The sequence below is a fragment of the Marinobacterium zhoushanense genome (genome assembly GCF_014641945.1).
Classification (GTDB): domain Bacteria; phylum Pseudomonadota; class Gammaproteobacteria; order Pseudomonadales; family Balneatricaceae; genus Marinobacterium_D; species Marinobacterium_D zhoushanense.
The window spans coordinates 250,554-267,335 of the sequence record NZ_BMIJ01000001.1 but is presented as its reverse complement, the minus strand read 5'-3'; the positions used below and the strand labels follow the sequence as shown (position 1 = coordinate 267,335).

At 58.3% G+C, this 16,782-nt stretch carries 20 protein-coding genes; 10 read left to right on the top strand and 10 right to left on the bottom strand.

The features are described from left to right. Positions 1-15 precede the first annotated feature (15 nt). Genes IEX40_RS01295 through IEX40_RS01285 form a run of 3 tightly spaced genes read left to right on the top strand, consistent with a single transcriptional unit; the run spans position 16 to position 2,558 of the window. Positions 16-1,341, top strand: coding sequence for a deoxyguanosinetriphosphate triphosphohydrolase (locus tag IEX40_RS01295; RefSeq protein WP_188745838.1), 1,326 nt, complete (start codon positions 16-18; stop codon positions 1,339-1,341). Positions 1,342-1,381: 40 nt separating this feature from the next. Beyond that, positions 1,382-1,756: a translation initiation factor Sui1 gene (locus tag IEX40_RS01290; protein ID WP_188745302.1), complete on the top strand. Its 375-nt coding sequence runs from the start codon at positions 1,382-1,384 to the stop codon at positions 1,754-1,756. Next, on the top strand, positions 1,749-2,558 hold the full coding sequence (locus IEX40_RS01285; protein WP_188745301.1) for an aspartyl protease family protein: 810 nt from the start codon (positions 1,749-1,751) through the stop codon (positions 2,556-2,558). The genes IEX40_RS01290 and IEX40_RS01285 overlap by 8 nt, the downstream gene beginning before the upstream one ends. Here the strand turns inward: IEX40_RS01285 and IEX40_RS01280 are convergent. Beyond that, positions 2,555-3,514 carry a hypothetical protein gene (locus IEX40_RS01280; RefSeq protein WP_188745300.1) on the bottom strand — a complete coding sequence of 320 codons (960 nt, stop codon included), beginning with the start codon at positions 3,512-3,514 and terminating at the stop codon, positions 2,555-2,557. The two genes, IEX40_RS01285 and IEX40_RS01280, sit on opposite strands and share 4 nt — an antisense overlap. 300 nt (positions 3,515-3,814) lie before the next feature. On the opposite strand from IEX40_RS01280, the gene IEX40_RS01275 reads away from it, so the two are divergent. Next, positions 3,815-4,951: a GGDEF domain-containing protein gene (locus tag IEX40_RS01275; RefSeq protein WP_188745299.1), complete on the top strand. Its 1,137-nt coding sequence runs from the start codon at positions 3,815-3,817 to the stop codon at positions 4,949-4,951. A 9-nt stretch (positions 4,952-4,960) separates the two neighbouring features. Here IEX40_RS01275 and IEX40_RS01270 read toward each other — a convergent pair whose 3' ends face one another. Together IEX40_RS01270 and IEX40_RS01265 are read right to left on the bottom strand one after the other, a co-directional pair. Next, positions 4,961-6,298, bottom strand: coding sequence for a magnesium transporter (locus tag IEX40_RS01270; RefSeq protein WP_188745298.1), 1,338 nt, complete (start codon positions 6,296-6,298; stop codon positions 4,961-4,963). Positions 6,299-6,304: 6 nt separating this feature from the next. Then, positions 6,305-6,931: a DUF2238 domain-containing protein gene (locus IEX40_RS01265; RefSeq protein WP_188745297.1), complete on the bottom strand. Its 627-nt coding sequence runs from the start codon at positions 6,929-6,931 to the stop codon at positions 6,305-6,307. Positions 6,932-7,017: 86 nt separating this feature from the next. Between IEX40_RS01265 and IEX40_RS01260 the strand changes: the two genes are divergently transcribed. After that, positions 7,018-7,566, top strand: coding sequence for a YaeQ family protein (locus IEX40_RS01260; protein WP_188745296.1), 549 nt, complete (start codon positions 7,018-7,020; stop codon positions 7,564-7,566). Here the strand turns inward: IEX40_RS01260 and IEX40_RS01255 are convergent. Next, positions 7,563-8,063, bottom strand: a complete 501-nt coding sequence (locus tag IEX40_RS01255; RefSeq protein ID WP_188745295.1) for a GNAT family N-acetyltransferase — start codon at positions 8,061-8,063, stop codon at positions 7,563-7,565. The genes IEX40_RS01260 and IEX40_RS01255 overlap by 4 nt on opposite strands. A 213-nt stretch (positions 8,064-8,276) precedes the next feature. Here IEX40_RS01255 and IEX40_RS01250 point away from each other — a divergent pair, with 213 nt between their 5' ends. Beyond that, entirely contained in the window at positions 8,277-9,446 is a 1,170-nt protein-coding gene (locus IEX40_RS01250; protein ID WP_188745294.1) for a DUF5610 domain-containing protein, read from the top strand. Positions 9,447-9,457: 11 nt separating this feature from the next. Here the strand turns inward: IEX40_RS01250 and IEX40_RS01245 are convergent, their stop codons facing one another. From IEX40_RS01245 to IEX40_RS01220, 6 genes are all read right to left on the bottom strand, one after another. Next, complete coding sequence (locus IEX40_RS01245; RefSeq protein WP_188745293.1) at positions 9,458-9,775, bottom strand: MGMT family protein; 318 nt, start codon at positions 9,773-9,775, stop codon at positions 9,458-9,460. Positions 9,776-9,792: 17 nt separating this feature from the next. Further along, positions 9,793-10,845, bottom strand: a complete 1,053-nt coding sequence (locus IEX40_RS01240; RefSeq protein ID WP_229680455.1) for a lipid A deacylase LpxR family protein — start codon at positions 10,843-10,845, stop codon at positions 9,793-9,795. Between the two features lie 3 nt (positions 10,846-10,848). Next, positions 10,849-11,184 (bottom strand): YdbL family probable chaperone protein, encoded by a 336-nt coding sequence (locus tag IEX40_RS01235; RefSeq protein ID WP_188745292.1) that lies wholly within the window; start codon positions 11,182-11,184, stop codon positions 10,849-10,851. A gap of 14 nt (positions 11,185-11,198) precedes the next feature. Then, positions 11,199-11,396 (bottom strand): YnbE family lipoprotein, encoded by a 198-nt coding sequence (locus IEX40_RS01230; protein WP_188745291.1) that lies wholly within the window; start codon positions 11,394-11,396, stop codon positions 11,199-11,201. Between the two features lie 75 nt (positions 11,397-11,471). Beyond that, positions 11,472-13,793: an intermembrane phospholipid transport YdbH family protein gene (locus IEX40_RS01225; protein WP_188745290.1), complete on the bottom strand. Its 2,322-nt coding sequence runs from the start codon at positions 13,791-13,793 to the stop codon at positions 11,472-11,474. 21 nt (positions 13,794-13,814) lie between these two features. Beyond that, a complete protein-coding gene (locus tag IEX40_RS01220; protein WP_188745289.1) occupies positions 13,815-14,456 on the bottom strand; it encodes an O-methyltransferase in 642 nt (213 codons plus the stop codon). Positions 14,457-14,601: 145 nt separating this feature from the next. Between IEX40_RS01220 and IEX40_RS01215 the strand changes: the two genes are divergently transcribed. The 4 genes from IEX40_RS01215 to IEX40_RS01200 all read left to right on the top strand — a co-directional run bounded on the left by IEX40_RS01215 (position 14,602) and on the right by IEX40_RS01200 (position 16,500). Then, a complete protein-coding gene (locus tag IEX40_RS01215; RefSeq protein WP_188745288.1) occupies positions 14,602-14,955 on the top strand; it encodes a hypothetical protein in 354 nt (117 codons plus the stop codon). A 15-nt stretch (positions 14,956-14,970) separates the two neighbouring features. After that, positions 14,971-15,597, top strand: coding sequence for a gamma-glutamylcyclotransferase (locus IEX40_RS01210; protein WP_188745287.1), 627 nt, complete (start codon positions 14,971-14,973; stop codon positions 15,595-15,597). 181 nt (positions 15,598-15,778) lie between these two features. Further along, positions 15,779-16,156 carry a phosphatase PAP2 family protein gene (locus IEX40_RS01205; protein ID WP_188745286.1) on the top strand — a complete coding sequence of 126 codons (378 nt, stop codon included), beginning with the start codon at positions 15,779-15,781 and terminating at the stop codon, positions 16,154-16,156. Continuing rightward, the gene (locus IEX40_RS01200; RefSeq protein WP_229680453.1) at positions 16,153-16,500 is read left to right on the top strand and encodes a phosphatase PAP2 family protein; all 348 of its coding nucleotides are present in this window, start codon (positions 16,153-16,155) and stop codon (positions 16,498-16,500) included. Before IEX40_RS01205 ends, IEX40_RS01200 begins: the two co-directional genes overlap by 4 nt. Positions 16,501-16,782: the final 282 nt, after the last annotated feature.

Sequence of the window (16,782 nt, the reverse complement as noted above, 5' to 3'; positions counted from 1 at the left end):
ACAGAGGGTATCGAGATGCAGATGCAGTGGTCCCAACTGCTGACCACCAAGCGCTACGGACACGAGCAGCTCAGCGAGCAGGAGCTTGGGCGCAGCCATTTTCACAAGGATCATGATCGCATCATCTTCTCCAGCGCGTTTCGCCGCCTCGGCCGCAAGACCCAGGTGCATCCGATGGCGCTCAACGACCATATCCACACCCGGCTGACCCACTCCATGGAGGTGGGCAGTCTCGGCCGTAGCCTGGGTATTCGTGTCGGCGAGCTGATTGCCGATCAGCTGCCGACCTGGGTCAGCGCCTACGATATCGGTATGATCGTGCAGTCCGCCTGCCTGGCGCACGATATCGGCAATCCGCCCTTTGGGCACGCCGGAGAGTACGCCATACGGGACTGGTTTCGTCGTCGCAGCGATGATCCCCGATTTGACCGGCTCAGCGCGGGGGAACGCCTGGACCTGCAGACCTTCGAGGGTAACGCCCAGGGATTCCGCGTGGTGACCCGTATCGAGAACAACCTGTTCGATGGCGGACTGCGCCTGACCTACCCCACACTCGGTGCCCTGCTGAAGTACCCCTGGACCGCCGAGCGTGGCGGCAAGAAAGGCAAGTTCAGCTGCTTCCAGACCGAGGTCGAAATTCTCAATGCCCTGGCGCGGGAGCTGGGCCTGATCAGGCTCGACGAAAACTGCTGGAGCCGCCACCCGCTGGCTTTCCTGATGGAGGCTGCCGACGATATCTGTTACGCCATCCTCGACCTGGAGGATGCGATCGAACTGCATCTTTTGAGCTTCGATGAGGTCAAACCCATACTGCTGGAGCTGTGCGGCGACCTGGAGTTTGACGACGAGATCTTTGCCAGCCAGGCGTCGGCGCGGCGCAAGATCTCGGCGCTGCGCGGCAAGGCGATGGAGAACATGGTCAACTCGGTGGTAGGGGCCTTCATGGATAACCTGCCGGCGATCATGCGTGGCGAGTATAATGGTGAGCTGGTCAGCGACGGTGATCCGATGGTCCGCGACGGTATCGCGCGTGCCAAGCAGCTGGCACGGGAGCGGGTGTTTCCCGATACCCGCAAGGCGGAGCTGGAGGTGGGAGCCTATACCACACTTGGTGTGCTGCTGGAGGCGTTTATCGAAGCGGTATGGGAGCTGCACAGCAGTGGACCGGATGAGCTGGGCTATCGCAGTCAGAAGATCCTCAGCCTGATGGGGATTCATGCGCCGACGCCCGATCTGCCGCTGTATCAGTGCTATATCCGTGCGCTCGACTTCATTGGTGGAATGACCGACACCTATGCCACCTACCTGGCCCGTCAGATTGGCGGTGGCATCGGGCTTTAACGGTCTGCTAACAGAAACAGGAATAGAATAGGGTTGCGACATGTCATCACTGCAGGATCAACTCAGCCGGCTGGTGTACTCCACCGATAAAGGACGCCTCTGTCCCGAGTGCGGTAAGGAGCTGGCGGCTTGTATCTGCGACGAACTGGCTGACCAGCAACGCCTGGCGGCGTTGGATGGCATCGTGCGCATTCGCCGTGAAACCTCTGGCCGCAAGGGTAAGGGGGTTACCACAATCAGCGGCGTACCGCTGACGGAACAGGAACTCAAAGCACTGCTTAAACGCTTGAAACAGCGCTGCGGCACCGGAGGCGCGCTCAAGGATGGCGTACTCGAGATACAGGGAGATCATCGTGAACCGATCAAACAACTGCTTGAATCCGAAGGATTCAAGGTCAAGCTGGCCGGTGGCTGAAACCGTCGGACGCGGTAGCGCATTACTGGCGAGTGGCCGCGTCTTGTCGCGGCTGTTGCCGGCGCTGCTGGTTGCCGCGATCTCTCTGCCGGCGGTGGCGGAGATCTACCACTATGTCGATGACCGTGGGCGCAAGGTCTACGTGAATCGCGAGAGCCAGATCCCGCATCAATACCGTGATCAGGTGGAAACCCGCAATGAGACGGGGGCGATGAACAGTCGTCAGGAGAGGTCACCGCAAGAGCAGCAACTGAACAACCTGCGTCGGCAGATCGACAGTTCACTGGCCTCTGTCGAGAAAGCGATTGCCGAGCTGGAAACGTCGGTCAAGGTGATCGGCAACGGTGTGATTCTGCCGGTCAGGGCGGTGTATGGCGCCCGGCGGGCGGATACCCATATGCTGCTCGACACCGGGGCTTCGGGTACGGTGTTTCACCGTGAAGCGCTGAAGGGGCTGAACGGGTCCACTTACCGGGCGGGGCATGCCAGGGTGGCCAGTGGCGAGGTGATCGACGTGCATGCGATCAACCTTGATCGGATCGAGATCGGACCGTTCAAGATCAAGTCGGCGCGGGCGATGGTGATCGACCCGGTAGGACGCTCCAACCACGACGGTTTATTGGGCATGGATTTTCTGCGTCAGGTGCAATATCGCATCGATTTTGAGCGCAATCTGATTATCTGGGAACCGGAACGATATGAAGAGTTGAAGGCCAGGCGCGAAGCGCTACTGGCGCAGCAGAAGATGGAGGCCGATGACCTGATTGAGTCATTGACCTCGCAGGAGCGGGAGCCCGATTAACCCTTCAGCTGCTGCTCAGCCAGTTTCAGGTCCAGCGTTGCCTTGAGCAGACGATAGAGCTGAATCGACGCATCGATCTCCTCTTTACGGTTGGTCAGACTCTCGATATTGAGCCCAAGCGGCAAACCGAGCGGGACACAGGCTTCCACAATCTGATCCAGACTGTTCTGACAGATACGGATCGACTCCGCCAGCGGGTTATCCGCATCCAGAATACGCCAGCGAGTTGCCGCCGGTACCGAGATACCCAGCCACTCCATGAACTCCAGTGTCTGCGCGCTGCCGCAGGGGGTAAAGGTGAGCACGATGCGTTTGGGGGTGATCCCCTGCTCACGGCAGCTGCGTGCGTAACTTGCCAGCAGATCGATGGTTGCCTGAGGGTTGTAGACCGCCTGGGAGACGAAAAACTCCACGCCGTTGGTCTGCTTGTTGATCAGCCGTTCATGTTCGTTGCCCTTCAATGCATGACGTTCGGCGATGGTGACGCCGCCGAGATAGAAGGGGTATTGGTGTTCGTTCAGCGCGGCGTATGCCTGCGGCAGCGTCAGGCGAATATCGCCTTCCGACGAGGGGCTGCCGACCAGGACCAGGTTGCGTAAACCGAACTCGTTCCAGGCTTCATCCAACCAGCGCTCGAAATCCGCGCGATCACGCTGCGCCACGCTCTTATAAGTGATCGTCTCCCGATTGGATAGATCGGCAATCAGACGTGAGTACTCCCTCGGATCACGCGTTTCCTTGAACGGGAAGGGACGGGGAGTATCGATACGCGCGCTCTCATCCTGAATGTCGTAGATGATCAGCCCGTCAAACTCCAGAGCGGCTAGCCGAGACAGCAGTTTGCCGGCGATCTCCCGCATCTTCTCGTCGCTGGTGCTATCCCGTGGCGGCGTGGTTCCGATGAAGTAGACACCCCGGCTGGGGTCGGCAAATTTGTCGCGCAGGCTCTGATGCATGGTGGTTGTCCATTCTCTCGTTTAGCTGGCATGCATTATAAATGTGAAACGAATTCAGATCTTTTAGTTATATGATGAAATCTTCTGCAGTTAATGTGAACGCGCTTCATCTCCGCCACAATTGTAACGCGCTCAATCGGTCAGCAACTGTCGGGATACCAAGGTGGAAACGCTGGCCAATTTCATGACAAGCTGGTATACCCTATAAAAACAGTCGGATATGTTGGCGAAGTTTGCTGGTTAATGAGGCCGGGCAACGCTCGGTTTAGCGAAAGGGATCGTTAACGAGAGGGAAGCTAAATGAAGCAGACAGACCAGACGTTGCTGGAACAGCTGCGGATCACCGAGTTCGAGATAGAAAATCGTCAGCGCCTGTTCATGATCACCGAGCGCGATATCAAGCTGATCGTGGATGCGCGCAAGATTGTCGAAGCAGGACTCGGCGGCATCGTCGATACCTTCTACGAGATGCAGACCAATACCCCCGAGATTGCGTTGCTGATCGGTGATGCCGATACGCTGAAGCGCCTGCGCACCGCCCAGCAGCGCTATATTTTGGACCTGTTCAGCGGCGTCTACGATATCGAGTACGTCAACAACCGTCTGCGCATCGGCTTGGTGCACAAGCGGATCGGCGTCGATACCAAGCTGTATCTGTCCGCCGTCTATACCCTGAAAAGTTTACTCAGCGATCATCTGAGTCGCCATATTGCCGATATCCAAGTGCGTGCCGATACCCTCTCGGCTTTGGAAAAGGTGTTTATGTTCGATATCACGCTGGTATTCGAAACCTATATTCGCAGCCTGCTATCGGAGATCGAGGCATCGCGTGAGAAATCGGAAGAGTACGCGCGCATATTGGAGGAGAAGGTTCGTGAGCGTACCCACCAGCTGGAGCGGATGGCACGAACCGACCCGCTGACCGGGCTGCAGTCAGTACGTTATCTCAACGAGGCTCTGACCCGTTATCTGCGCATGGCGGAAAATCGGCAGGAGATGCTGAGTCTGATCTACATCGATATCAATGACTTCAAACTGTTCAATGATACCGAAGGCCATCAGCGGGGCGATGAGATACTGCGCAATGTGGGGCGCTCGATCCTGCAGGTTTCGCGAATCGAGGATAGTGCGTTCCGCTACGGCGGTGACGAGTTCTGTATCATTCTGCCGCGTTGCAATGCCGAGCAGGCGCGGGATATCTGCGTTAGCCGCCTGGTCGATGCCCTGGCGGAGGTGGATGACACTATTCTGCTCAGTATTGGAATTGCCCAGGCGGGTCCGGATAACTACCCCAGTGCGGGTCAACTGCTCAGCCAGGCCGATCGCGCCATGTACCTGAACAAGGCGGAGCAGAAGGGCGAGGATGCGGAGCTAAATCCCAGTGGCAATGGGGCTTCGGTGAGACTGGTTGGCGGTCAGGATAAGAGTGGCAGCTAAATCAACCGGTCAGGTCAGGAACAGCGAGCCCAGTCCCAGGAATACAACAAACCCGACCACATCGGTGACCGTGGTCAGGATCACCGAGCCGGACAGGGCCGGGTCGATCTTCAGCCTCTGCAGCAGTACCGGCACCATGACCCCGGACAGTGCCGCGACGGCGATATTGACGACGATCGCCAGCGATATCACCAGGCCAATGCCTGGGCTCGAAAACCAGTAGGCGGCCACAAATCCGATCACCAGCGCCCACAGTACGCCGTTAAGACCGCCTACGCTAAGCTCCTTGCGCAGCAGCGGCTTGATATTGGCGGCGCTGATCTGGCCCAGCGCCAGACCGCGGATGATCAGGGTCAGTGTCTGGCTACCGGCGATGCCGCCCATCGACGCGACCACCGGCATCAACACCGCCAACGCGACCACCTGTTGCAGGGTGCCTTCAAACAGACCGATCGCCCAGGAGGCCAGAAACGCGGTAAGCAGGTTGATGCCGAGCCAGGTGGCGCGACGGCGTGAGCTGCGCATTACCGGGGCGAACAGGTCCTCCTCCTCGTCGAGACCGGCGCTGGCCATCAGTTTGCTTTCGTAGTGTTCGTGAAGCAGCTCGAGGGCCAGGGTTTGGGTCATCCGGCCAAGCAATCGGTTGCTCTCGTCGACTACCGGCAGGGCGCTGACCTCCGCATGCTCGAACGCCTCGCTGGCATCGCGCAGTGAAGTGGTAGCCTGCAGGGGCTCAAACTCCTCGTCCTCAAGCTCTACCAGCGAAAGATGGTCGGGTTGGCCGAACAGGGCGTGGGTCTCCACCGCTCCGGCATAGCGACCGGTGCGGTCGACCAGCCATAGGTGCTGGGTATGCAGCGGAGTCTCGCGACGCAGCAAGCGCACGGCGTCGCGCACCCGGCTGTTTTGCGGCAGGATCAGCAGCTGATGATCGACGTAACGACCGATGGCGTTTTCAGCGTACTGTGCCGACCGTTCGTAGTGCTCGCGCTGGCGCTCGTCCATGCGAGCCAAAGCGATATCGACTACATCGCCAGGCAAGGATTCAGCCAGCTCGATAAGGGTTTCCGCGTCCAGGTCCGAGATCAGTTGATCCAGTGCCTGGCTATCGAAGTCACGCAGCAGCGATGCCCGTGCTTCGGTACGCATCTCGACCAGCACATCCACACGTTGCTCAACCGGTACCTGGGCCCAGCAATCGGCACGTGCTTCACGCGGCAGGGATTCCAGCAGCAATGCGAGCTGGTCCGGCTCCAGATCTTCCGATACCTCGGCGTAGAGGTTAGCGTCGACCTCATCTTCGCTACGGATAAGCTGCTCTATGCGCTGGGTGATCTCTTCGCTCATCGTCGGTCACGCAGAATCGGTGGATGGGAGCACGGGATAGCGGGCGAGCTGCGCCAGCTGGCGGTCATGATAGCGGTGTAGCGTGATCAGTGCGAGCACGGCTCCGATCAGCGCCATCAGCATGTCGGACTGGGTGTCCCAGACGTAGCCCTGGGTACCTAAGAAGGCATCGGCAGCCTCGTCCGACGCCAGCGCCACCCACCACTCAATCAGCTCGTAAAAGGCACTGAGCGCGAGGCAGAAGCAGACGACAAAGAACGCCACCCAGAAGCGGCCATTGACAAGATTCAGGCGCAGCATCACTTCACGCGCGCACAGGGCGGGTATGAAACCCTGAGCAAGATGTCCCACCTTGTCGTAGTTGTTGCGACTCTGGCCAAGCCATTCGGCTATCCAGTCGAACAGCGGTACCTCGGCGTAGGTGTAATGGCCGCCAACCATCAATATCAGGCTATGGAGCAGCACCAGCCAAAGGACCAGTGGTGTAAGCGGAAAGCGCAAGCGTGTGCTCCACAGCAAGACAAGCGCGGCCAGAGCCGGGGCGACCTCAAGAAGCCAGGTCAGACGATCCTTCGGATCCCAGCCGGACCACAATAGCCCCAGCGCAAATATCAGTATCCATAGAGGTGGCATGGCGCTATCCTTCCGCTTCGCAACCCTAATATGACTTTCAGACTAGTATAATACTGGCTTGCGCGAACCTCAGGATCAACACTCAGATGGCACTGAAATCAACTATTTATAAAGCGATGCTGAATATTTCCGATCTTGATCGGAACCATTACGCCGATTATTCGCTGACACTGGCCCTGCATCCATCGGAGACCGAAGAGCGGTTGATGATGCGTTTGCTGGCGTTCGTGCTGTTCGCCGATGAGGCGCTGAGCTTTACCCGCGGTTTGTGTGTCGACGATGAACCCGATCTTTGGCAGCATGCGCCGAACGGCGATATCGAGCGCTGGATCGAGGTGGGCTTGCCCAGCGAGAAGCGGCTGCGCAAGGCCTGCTCTCGTGCCCAGGAGGTAATACTGCTGGTCTACGGCAGTGAACAACAGGTCGATCCCTGGTGGCAGGGGGTACGCCGCTCGCTGACCCGGTTTGACAACCTGCGTGTACTGCGGATCGCTGAAGCGGAGAGTGCGGCGTTGACGGAGCTGGCGGCTCGGCAGATGCGTTTGCAGTGTACCGTTCAGGATGGCCAGCTCTGGTTCACCGGCGATGCCGGCAGTGCCGACCTGACCCCCAGTGAACTGGATCCGCTGGCCTAAGCGTTCAGTACCTTCTGCCAGAACAACGCCCGGCCGGAGTTCGGATCAAGCTCGTAACCTGCGTAACCGCAGCGGCGGTAGACCGTCTGAGCACGGCTGTTGTGCTCCAGTACCTCGAGCGTCAATTTGCAGCATCCGGTACGGCGGGCGATCCCTTCCGCGGCTTCCAGCAGCTGATCCGCAAGCCCCTTGCCGCGATAGGCGCTGGCGACTATCACATCGTGAATATTGAGCAGCGGGGCGCAGGCGAAGGTGGAGAAGCCCTCGAAGGCGTTGAGCAGCCCGGCCGGTTTGCCATCAGAGTATGCGATCAGGGTATAGCTGTCGTCGCGCTGCGCCAGAGCCAGCGGCAGGCGCTCAAGGATATCTGCCGGCAGCGGCTCACCACCGCCCATGGGGTCCTTGGCGTATTCGTTTATTAACTGCCTGAACGCATCTGCTTGCTCGGCCAACCCCAGGTCTGCTTCGATAATCTCAATATTGGGGGCAATGGGCATTGTCCTTATTCTCCTGATGCTGACTAATCGGTTGAAATTACTATTCGATGGGGGCCGCTGACAAGCAAAGCCTGAAGGGTGTATTTTCTAAACAAACGTATTAAAGTTTTCTGCTGGTTAACCGATAACCAGATTGTTGTATTCGGTCTGCTCCCTCAGCGCTTGGCACAGGCTAGACTGAAATCTGTAAACTCTAAATTCGCGGAGCTTGCCGTGGTCAATATCTACTTTCCCTCGTCGGGTCTTCAGTCTCAGACCCAGACCCCGGTTGTCAATCGTAGTGCCGACACCGCGTCGCCGAACGGGCAGCGTCAGGCGATCGATACACTGCTCGGTAAGTTGGCCGAGAATATTCCCGAGATGGGCAGTGATGAGCTGAAAGCGCTCAACGGTGCCGACTTCACGCCGGAAAAAGTTGCTACGCGCATCAGTGATTTCGTGGCCGCAGGACTGGCCTCCGCTGCACAGCGCGGGGCCAGTGATGAGCAGCTGAAAAAGCTCTACCAGTCCGCACTGGAGGGGGCCGAGGCGGGGTTTGCCGAAGCGCGTGAAGTACTCGATCAACTCGGCGTATTGCAGGGCGCGATCGCCGCTCAGGTGGATGAAACCGAGACCGCGACGCGTGACGCGCTGGCCGCAATTGCCCCGGGCGGCAATGCGCCTGTCTTCTCCAGCGACAGTATTCGTTTAGGGATCGTCGAGCGTTTCAGTAATGCCGAAGACATGGAGCTGACCATCCGCACCCAGGATGGGGATGCCGTGACCGTTCGCTTCTCGCGCAACCTGCAGCAGGAGAGTTCCCTGGCTTTGCAGAGCGATGAGAGCGGACTGGCTGCGAGTTTCAGCCTCAGCCGTTCCGAGCGTAGCGAATATCGTTTCAGCATCGAGGGTGATCTGGATGAGGGCGAGATCGACGCACTGAACAACCTGATCAAGGATGTCTCCAATCTCGCCGATGAGTTCTTCGACGGCGATGTGCAGAAAGCATTTGAACAGAGTGCGGGTCTCAATTTCGACAGCTCTGAGCTGGCCTCGATGAGTCTGACCATGAGTTACAGCCGTCAGTATGCCAGTGCGTCGAGCTATGAACAGATGCAGCAGCTGGATCAGCCCCAGGACCGTCCGGGACTTCGCCTCGGACATCTGATGAAGGCGCTGGCGGAGAGCGTTGGCGCTCCCTCGCTGGGCTTCCTCAGCGCGCCTGGTCAGTTCGGCCGCGAGCTGCTGTCCGGTTTGATCCAGCAGGACAGCCGTTACCTCGGTGCCCCTGATGAGCAGCAACAGGAGTACGATGACAACCTGTCGCGACTGATCGATGCGGTATTGCCGGTGGCCGAGAATGAGCCGGCAGCACTCTTGGACCGCGAAAACGCCGAACTGTAACGCTTCAGAACCTAAGGGCGTTGTTCTATACCGTACCGGCTGAAAGACAGTCTGCCGTTACGGAAGATAACGCCCTCAGCCTCCAATCGCTCCATCTGTCGTTTATAGGCATCGCTGCCCTTGGGGAACGAGGACTCTCCCCTGGCGTTGACCACGCGATGCCAGGGCAGACCCGTATCCTTGGGCAGTTTTTTTAGCGTTGTGCCGACATAGCGTGCGTGGTTGGGGTAACCGGCCAGCGTGGCGATCTGGCCGTAGGTTGCTACCTTGCCCTCGGGAATCGAGGCGACGATCTGCCAGATCAGTTCATTAAGTGGCGCCGTCTGCATTCGCTGTCGTCCGAGGGCTAGGGGCGGAACGAGTAGGAGAGGGCGATGGAGCCAAACTTGTGGCTCCCGTCCTGGTCACGGAACTGTTCGCTACGGTAGTAGCGCGCCAACGACAGTTTCCAGTGATTCCAGGTGGCGGCCACGCCCCATGCCGCGTCACCGACCAGAGGTTCTTTATCCACCGAGTGGCTGTCGCGGAAACTGTTGCCGTCGAGGAAAATGTCGCGCAGCACCCAGCGGCCGTCCAACGACAGAAATGTGTGGATACCCCACTCGTTGTGCAGTCTCGGATCCACCGACATCGGGGTGCTGTTGTCGCCACCGGTACGCAGGGCCGAGGTGCCGAAATCCAGTGGCAGGTTGTAGCCGATGCGGTATTCGGCACCGGTATTCAGGTAGGTGGCTACGTTACCGAGACTACCGCCCGCGTGGCCGATCAGGTCATGCTGAAAGTTGTCGAACAGACCACCAAACAACAGGCGCTGCTTGTACTCATAGATCAGCTGAATGCCGGGCTCGTTGTGCAGCTGATTGTCCCAGCCTTTGAATCTCTTGAAACCGCGCAGGTCGTGTATCAGGTTCTGGCTCTCCTCCGCCAGTGACCAGGGGCCGACCACACCCAGGTTGGCCTCGAAGGAGTTGAGCTTGTGCCGCGTCTGCGTATGGTAGCCAAAGCCAAGGTATAGCCAGCCGGCGTAGGGGCGGTCGTCGGGATCGAGCGTGGTGCGTTCCCTATCGGCCGGGGTATACATCTGCTGGCCGAGGGTGATGATCAGTCGGCGGCTAGGCTCCTTCTCGAACTTGGCCGGCTGCGGATCGAGCACGCTCAGTGTCCGGTTGGCGCTACGTATCCAGGCGGGAATCGCCGGATCATCGATAAAGCTGTCGATCACCGGCGAGACCCAGGACGCTCTAACGCCATTGGTGTACTGCTGGTCGGTATCGGCGAACAGGTCATTCTCCAGATACAGATTCAGTGTCCAACTGTCGTCGCCCGGCTGAGCCCGGCTCATTGTCGGTGCCGTGCCCAGCAGCAGAGCACAGGCAAGCGCGGCATACTTGGCAGACACGGCTTACTTCTTGAGCCACTTGCCGTCGGGGGTGCGCACATACTCACCGTCGGCGGCGCGCTTGATCAACCGCTCGCCGGTGCGCAGCTCCATGATCTTCAGCTCTACGCCGGCCTCTTTCGCCTTTTCGATATACAGCGCTTTGCGCTGGCCGTTGATATCGTCGACCAACGCCTTCACCTCGCCGCTCGGGCTGCCGGTCACGACTCCAAGATAACCGCTGCTCTGCTCGCCAACCAGGCCGCGGGCTTTGGCCTCATCCAGGGTCAGAGCAAAGACGGGGCTCGCCAGCAGAATCAGCAGAGCAGCCAATGTCGCGCGCAGGTTAATAACTTTCATGATGCTTTCCTTTCTCAGAATAGATCGCTGTTCTCTTCAAGCAGCGTGTCGATCTGCTTGTCCACCTTGACCAGAATCTCGTGTTCAATCTTGACGTTGAGGTTGATGGTGATCGGGTCCGAGGGAGCGGCAATCTGCACCGTTGGTGTGCAGGCGGTTGTCATTAGCAGCGCAATTGGCAGAGCGAGCCAGAACGAACCTTGTTTCAGCATAGTCGGTACTCCTCCGCAATTATTGAATTCGTCATCTACAGGGTCTCATGGCCGAGCTTAATAGGGTCTTAAGGCTCAGCGTGTCAGCTGCTTTTGCAGTGACTCACCGATCCGTTGTGATATCTGCAGCGATCTTAACAGCTGTAACAGGTTCTCCTCGATATTGAGCGTAATATCGATCGGGCGCCCCTGCTGCCAGTCCGGGTTCTGACCCTGAAGGCGGCTGTTCAGTTCCAGATCGCCGTTGGGCGTGTAGTGAACACCCAGATCAAGCTGATCCAGTTGCAGGTTGCTCAGGGCCGACAGCGCCAGTTGCAGGCCCGGATTGGATTGTGCTGCCAGTTCCAACTCTGTGCTGGGTTGATAGCGGATCCAGCCGGGGGTAGTGCTACTGATATGACCGTTGCTGATCTCAATATCCTGGCCCTTGATCCTGATCGGTAAGGTACCGCTTAGCGCCGTTTCGCCGGTAAGGCCCGGTTGTTGATACAGGCGCAGCGCTTCGCTGAGTTGAATCTGCTCCAGCGTTGCCGTGGTTTCGAAACTGGGTGCCGTTGGGTCAAAGGTGATTGCCGGAAGCTCGATCCTCCCGCCGAGCAGGTTCAGCGTCAAGGGTTGGGTGGTCATCTGCGCACTACCGTCCCGGTTCTGGCGATAGCGGTAAGCCAGCTGCGTATCGCGGATATCGATGCCGGTGCGCAGCAGATCGGCATGCACTACGCCGCCGGAACTGAGGCTGCCGTTGCGCCGGTACTGCACATCGAGGTCGGCATCGACACCCTCTGCCTCGATATGGTCGGCCCAGGTCAGATCGGTACTGCGCAGGGCGACCGCTGCCGACACGGCGGCGTCGCCGGGGGAGGGACCGGTCAGTTGGCCGCTGAGCCTGAGTTCACCGCGATTCAGCACCAGGTCTGAGGGCCAGGCTGCCAGCCATTGCCGCAGCAGGGGCTGCAGGCTGGGCAGGTTCAGCGGGGAGGCCCGCCAGTCGGCGTGGAAATCGGTAGCGGAGAGCCGCCAGTCGGCATTCAGCTCTGTCTCGGGAGTCTGGGTCTGCAGTCGCAGGGTGCCGCGAGCTGTGTCGGGATGCCATTGACCTGACAGTTGAGTGGCAATGCTCGGCAGCTGCTTGCCGGCAACCGCCAGATCCAGCTTTTTGCTGTTGAGCCGGAATTCCACACCCAGGGGGACTGGTTGGATCTGCAGCCCGACCTCAAGCGGCGAGAGTGAGAGCGAGTCCACCCCATCCAGCTCCATACCCTCCGGCGTCACCACCAGCTGGATCGGACCGGGTTCAGTTCGGGCTCCGTCGAGCGAGTGAACCAGCTCAAATGGCCGCTCCAGCCGCAGGCGGATATCCTGTACGGCCCAGCCGGGTGCATGGACCGCCTTTCCCCCGACACTGCTACCGGGCAGGACCCGTAGCTGCAGTTCGGAGGCGGACAGGGAGGCATGGGCAGTCAGCTCCAGATCGCCATGCTCAGCTTCGATTTCATCGATCGAGAGCGCACCGCTTCGCAGGCTCAGGTTTGAGGAAAGCTCCGCAGATAGGGCCTGAATCAGTTGCGTGCCATCCAGTGGCAGTTGAGCCGGCCAGTGTGTCGTCAGTTGCGCATCCAAGCGCCCTTCGGTCAGGGCAACGGGATAGTTCGGTAGCAGGGATTGCAACCATTGCTGTAACGGGATCAGCTCGATATTGCTGCTAAGCGCTGCGCCCCATGTGCTCCCTTCAGTATTCAATTTGCCGCTGACTTGCGCCATGAGCATGTTGTTACGCAGCAGCGCCAGACTGAGTTGTTGATCCGACTGCAGCCGCAGGTCCAGGTAGACCGGTGCCAGGGTCTCCTGCTGTTGCGGCGTTATATCCAGCTGCATGCGACTGAGCAGCTGCTCACGCGTGAGGTCGATATTGCCCCGCGCATTCAGGCTGGGTTGGTCAGGGGCTTGGTAGTCGATTTGGGCCTCGCCAATGACCAGGCGGCGGGCAGGTGCGTACTGGAACAGCAGCGTCGGTGGCACTTGGTTGAGGTCAAAGTTTTCGGCCGCGCTGGTCTCAATCCTGGCTTCAATACTGCGCTCGGCGGTGATCTCGATCTGCACGCGAGGGATGCGGATCTCACTGATTTCACGGTTCAGCAACAGCCGTCCTGGATCAAACAGGATGCTGATGTCGCTTGCCTGCAGATTGATCTGGCGCTCATCACCTCGCTGCGACAGCGACAGGGAGGGGATTTCGAGACTGCTCCAGCCGGGGTGGGTTAGCTCTATCCTTGGGGTGTGAAAGCCCTGGTCGCTAAGCCACTGTTCGATCAATGAGCGGGCAACGTAGGGCAGGGCAATATACAGCAACAGGAGTAGCAGGGGGACGGGTAGCAGTAACCACAGCAGTTTTCGCATCTCGTCTCCCTGTCGTGGGTATCAATCCTTTTTGCGTACCACGTTCAGACCGTCGCGCAGGGTCAAGAATACATTCTCCACGTCCGGATCGGCGGCGATTCGGCGGTTGGTCTCCACCAGAATATCGTCGATCTCCGACTCGGGCTGCAACACCTTGCCGGACCAGAGCACATTGTCGAGCACGATCAGCCCACCTGGACGGGTCATCTCCTTGACCCGCTCATAGTAGTTAAGATAGTTGCGTTTGTCGGCATCGATAAAGGTGAAGTCGAGTGCCATGTCCAGTTTCTCAATGGTTTCCAGGGCTCGGCCGAAGATCACTTCGATCTTATGGCCATGTTCGCTGCGGTCGAAAAAACCCTGGGCGAATTCGATGGCACGAGGGTTGGTTTCGCAGCAGACCAGGCGGCCATCGTCCGGCATCCCCTCGGCGATAGACAGCGCCGAATAGCCGGTAAACATGCCGATCTCCAGTGCCTGTTTTGGCCTGACCATCGCCGACAGCAGCTTCAGCGTACGGCCCACCAGACGGCCGGAGAGCTTCTGTGGCCAGCCCATATTCAGGTTGGTCTGATCGATCAGTTCCTGCAACAGCGGCGGTTCGGCACTGGTTTGCAGGTAGGCGTAGTCTTCGATAGCTTCATCAACAAGAAATTCGGGCATAGGGGGAACGCTAATAGTGGTGAATGAAAAGTCGGGTGAATCAAGGGTGCCAGTTTACCATTTTTGGCCGTTAGCCGATGCCTGCTGAAATATCATCTGTTGCTATCTGCCGTTACAATTGGCGACTCATACACAAGGAGGCGCCATGGCCGAACCACTCTACATCTTTCTTTTCGCGGGAATCGTATCGATGTCCGCAGCGCTCAGTGCCGGGGCGTTGAACAAGCAGCCCCAGGAGAAGCGGCCTGCGTTCATGCAGAAGCCGAATGGGCAGATCACGGTGATCATGGCAGGGAACTTCGGCGCGCTTACTCTGCTGGGTGCGATGGCGTTTGGCTTTCTGAAACTGCATTGGTGGATACCGCTGTCCTGTATGTTTATTACCTTCCCGATAGTGCATCTGTTGATCTTTCAGCGTGTGCTCGGCGATCTGAAGGCGCTGATACTGATGCTTCCGTTGACGCTGCTGGCGGCAGTATCGCTCTACTATTATTGGTAACCGCGGGAGGAGGCGATGATCTCGGTTGTAGGGTTTGGGTCATTACTGTCGGAGCGGTCGGCGCGGGATACAGTGCCGGGCTTGAACGACTACCGCTTGGTCAGGGTGCCCGGTTTTCGCCGCATCTTTAACAAGGTGGGAATAGTGTTCATCGCCGGTCATGGTCAGCCAGCCGACAGTCTCGAGGTCTCCTCCTGTTCCACCGAACCCTGCTCAACGATATCGATCATCGCCGCCCAGTTTGAGTGCCCGGTCGACCAGTTCACCGAGCTGTACGAGCGGGAGCACCGCTATCGTTGGATCGAGGTGGTGCCTATCGATCTGGAGGGCCGGCCGCAGATCGCCGCGCGCATGTGCACCGGCTATACCGATCTGGAGTATCGGCTGAACAAATGCGTGACCGAGGATGAGTACCACGAGCGGGTTGGGCGCCATTATCAGGGCGCAATCTGGCGCGATGATATTTTGCCCTTTCCACGTTATCTGAAGTTTTGCCTCGTCTCCGCGGCGGCACATGGCGATGAGGTACTGGATAACTTTCTCGATACCAGCTTCCTCGCCGATGGCCGCACCAGTATACGCGACTACCTGATCACCAGGCCGGAGCTGGTGCCTTCGTCATTACGTGAGCGCGTGTGCTGAACGGCGCGACATCTGTCGTTAGCCAACGTTTTTTGCGCGCCGGGCAAAACGCAGCTCATCGATCAACAGCTTAATATCCCCTTAAGCCAGTACAGGCATACCTCTACGCTGAATGCTTGTCAGCAGGCGAGCAGGCCGTTGTTCGCCCTGGCGCCTGACGGGCCAGGTGGGGAGATCAGCGATGAATATACGCGTACCAACTGCAGCTATTGGCTCTAGCTTTTGTCTGCTCAGCCAGGGGCGTCAGCTACTGCTGCAGCCGCTTGTACTCGCCATCCTGCTACAGGCGATCATCAGTATGGAGCAGCTGGATCTGCTTTTCGCCAGTTGGCTCTACGCTCAGGAGGGCTATGGCTGGGCGCTGCGAGACAGCTGGTTGTTCGGTGAACTGATCCATAAGGGAGGGCGGGATCTCAGCATTGCGTTGCTGCTCGGCATGATGGGCATGCTTGTTTTAAGTTGGTGGCATCCTGGGTTGACCCGGTGGCGCCGTGTTTTGGGGTATCTTGTGGTAGCGCCGGCGCGGCCAGTTTGCTGGTGGCGTTGGCTAAGCAGATGACAGGAGTCGAATGCCCCTGGAACCTGCAACCCTTTGGTGGAACTCAGGTCTATCTGCCGCTGTTGCAGCAGTTGCTGCAGGGCGGTGGTGACGGGGTCTGCTTCCCCGCCGGTCACGCTAGTGCCGGCTATGCCTGGCTGGCACTTTACTTCGCGGCGAAAACAGCGGCACCTCGTTGGCGCTATGCCGCGCTGGCGGTGGGATTAGGCGGCGGCCTACTGTTTGGGCTCTCGCAGCAGCTGCGTGGCGCCCATTTTCTCTCCCATGACTTATGGAGCATGGTGCTTTGCTGGTATGCCGTGATGCTGTTGGCCAGACTGATGCTCCCCGCGCATAGGAACTAAATCCGCCACGCCTGCTCTATTGATGCCATTGTTCATCTGGCAGCAACTGCTCTACCTGCCGCCAATATGACCGTCTCAGTGAAATCACTGCTGTTTCTTGCTGGGATTCTAAAATCAAAAGTACATTGTGAATTTTTGTGATTAATCAAAAATAAAAAATGATATTTTGGTGTTTAATCAAAATTCAATATTGATATTTCGTGTTTTATTCAAAATTAAATATTGATTTTTACTTTTTATCTATTCATGAAAGTTTTTTGATATTGCTTTTGGTAAGCGGCA

What these genes read in the sequence shown, in the direction of transcription:
- IEX40_RS01210 (WP_188745287.1), top strand. Translation starts at nt 14,971, where the DNA reads ATGATCTCGGTTGTAGGGTTTGGGTCATTACTGTCGGAGCGGTCGGCG.
- IEX40_RS01200 (WP_229680453.1), top strand. Translation starts at nt 16,153, where the DNA reads ATGACAGGAGTCGAATGCCCCTGGAACCTGCAACCCTTTGGTGGAACT.
- IEX40_RS01255 (WP_188745295.1), bottom strand. Translation starts at nt 8,063, where the DNA reads ATGCCCATTGCCCCCAATATTGAGATTATCGAAGCAGACCTGGGGTTG.
- IEX40_RS01245 (WP_188745293.1), bottom strand. Translation starts at nt 9,775, where the DNA reads ATGCAGACGGCGCCACTTAATGAACTGATCTGGCAGATCGTCGCCTCG.
- IEX40_RS01275 (WP_188745299.1), top strand. Translation starts at nt 3,815, where the DNA reads ATGAAGCAGACAGACCAGACGTTGCTGGAACAGCTGCGGATCACCGAG.
- IEX40_RS01230 (WP_188745291.1), bottom strand. Translation starts at nt 11,396, where the DNA reads ATGCTGAAACAAGGTTCGTTCTGGCTCGCTCTGCCAATTGCGCTGCTA.
- IEX40_RS01215 (WP_188745288.1), top strand. Translation starts at nt 14,602, where the DNA reads ATGGCCGAACCACTCTACATCTTTCTTTTCGCGGGAATCGTATCGATG.
- IEX40_RS01280 (WP_188745300.1), bottom strand. Translation starts at nt 3,514, where the DNA reads ATGCATCAGAGCCTGCGCGACAAATTTGCCGACCCCAGCCGGGGTGTC.
- IEX40_RS01290 (WP_188745302.1), top strand. Translation starts at nt 1,382, where the DNA reads ATGTCATCACTGCAGGATCAACTCAGCCGGCTGGTGTACTCCACCGAT.
- IEX40_RS01235 (WP_188745292.1), bottom strand. Translation starts at nt 11,184, where the DNA reads ATGAAAGTTATTAACCTGCGCGCGACATTGGCTGCTCTGCTGATTCTG.
- IEX40_RS01295 (WP_188745838.1), top strand. Translation starts at nt 16, where the DNA reads ATGCAGATGCAGTGGTCCCAACTGCTGACCACCAAGCGCTACGGACAC.
- IEX40_RS01220 (WP_188745289.1), bottom strand. Translation starts at nt 14,456, where the DNA reads ATGCCCGAATTTCTTGTTGATGAAGCTATCGAAGACTACGCCTACCTG.
- IEX40_RS01225 (WP_188745290.1), bottom strand. Translation starts at nt 13,793, where the DNA reads ATGCGAAAACTGCTGTGGTTACTGCTACCCGTCCCCCTGCTACTCCTG.
- IEX40_RS01270 (WP_188745298.1), bottom strand. Translation starts at nt 6,298, where the DNA reads ATGAGCGAAGAGATCACCCAGCGCATAGAGCAGCTTATCCGTAGCGAA.
- IEX40_RS01205 (WP_188745286.1), top strand. Translation starts at nt 15,779, where the DNA reads ATGAATATACGCGTACCAACTGCAGCTATTGGCTCTAGCTTTTGTCTG.
- IEX40_RS01260 (WP_188745296.1), top strand. Translation starts at nt 7,018, where the DNA reads ATGGCACTGAAATCAACTATTTATAAAGCGATGCTGAATATTTCCGAT.
- IEX40_RS01265 (WP_188745297.1), bottom strand. Translation starts at nt 6,931, where the DNA reads ATGCCACCTCTATGGATACTGATATTTGCGCTGGGGCTATTGTGGTCC.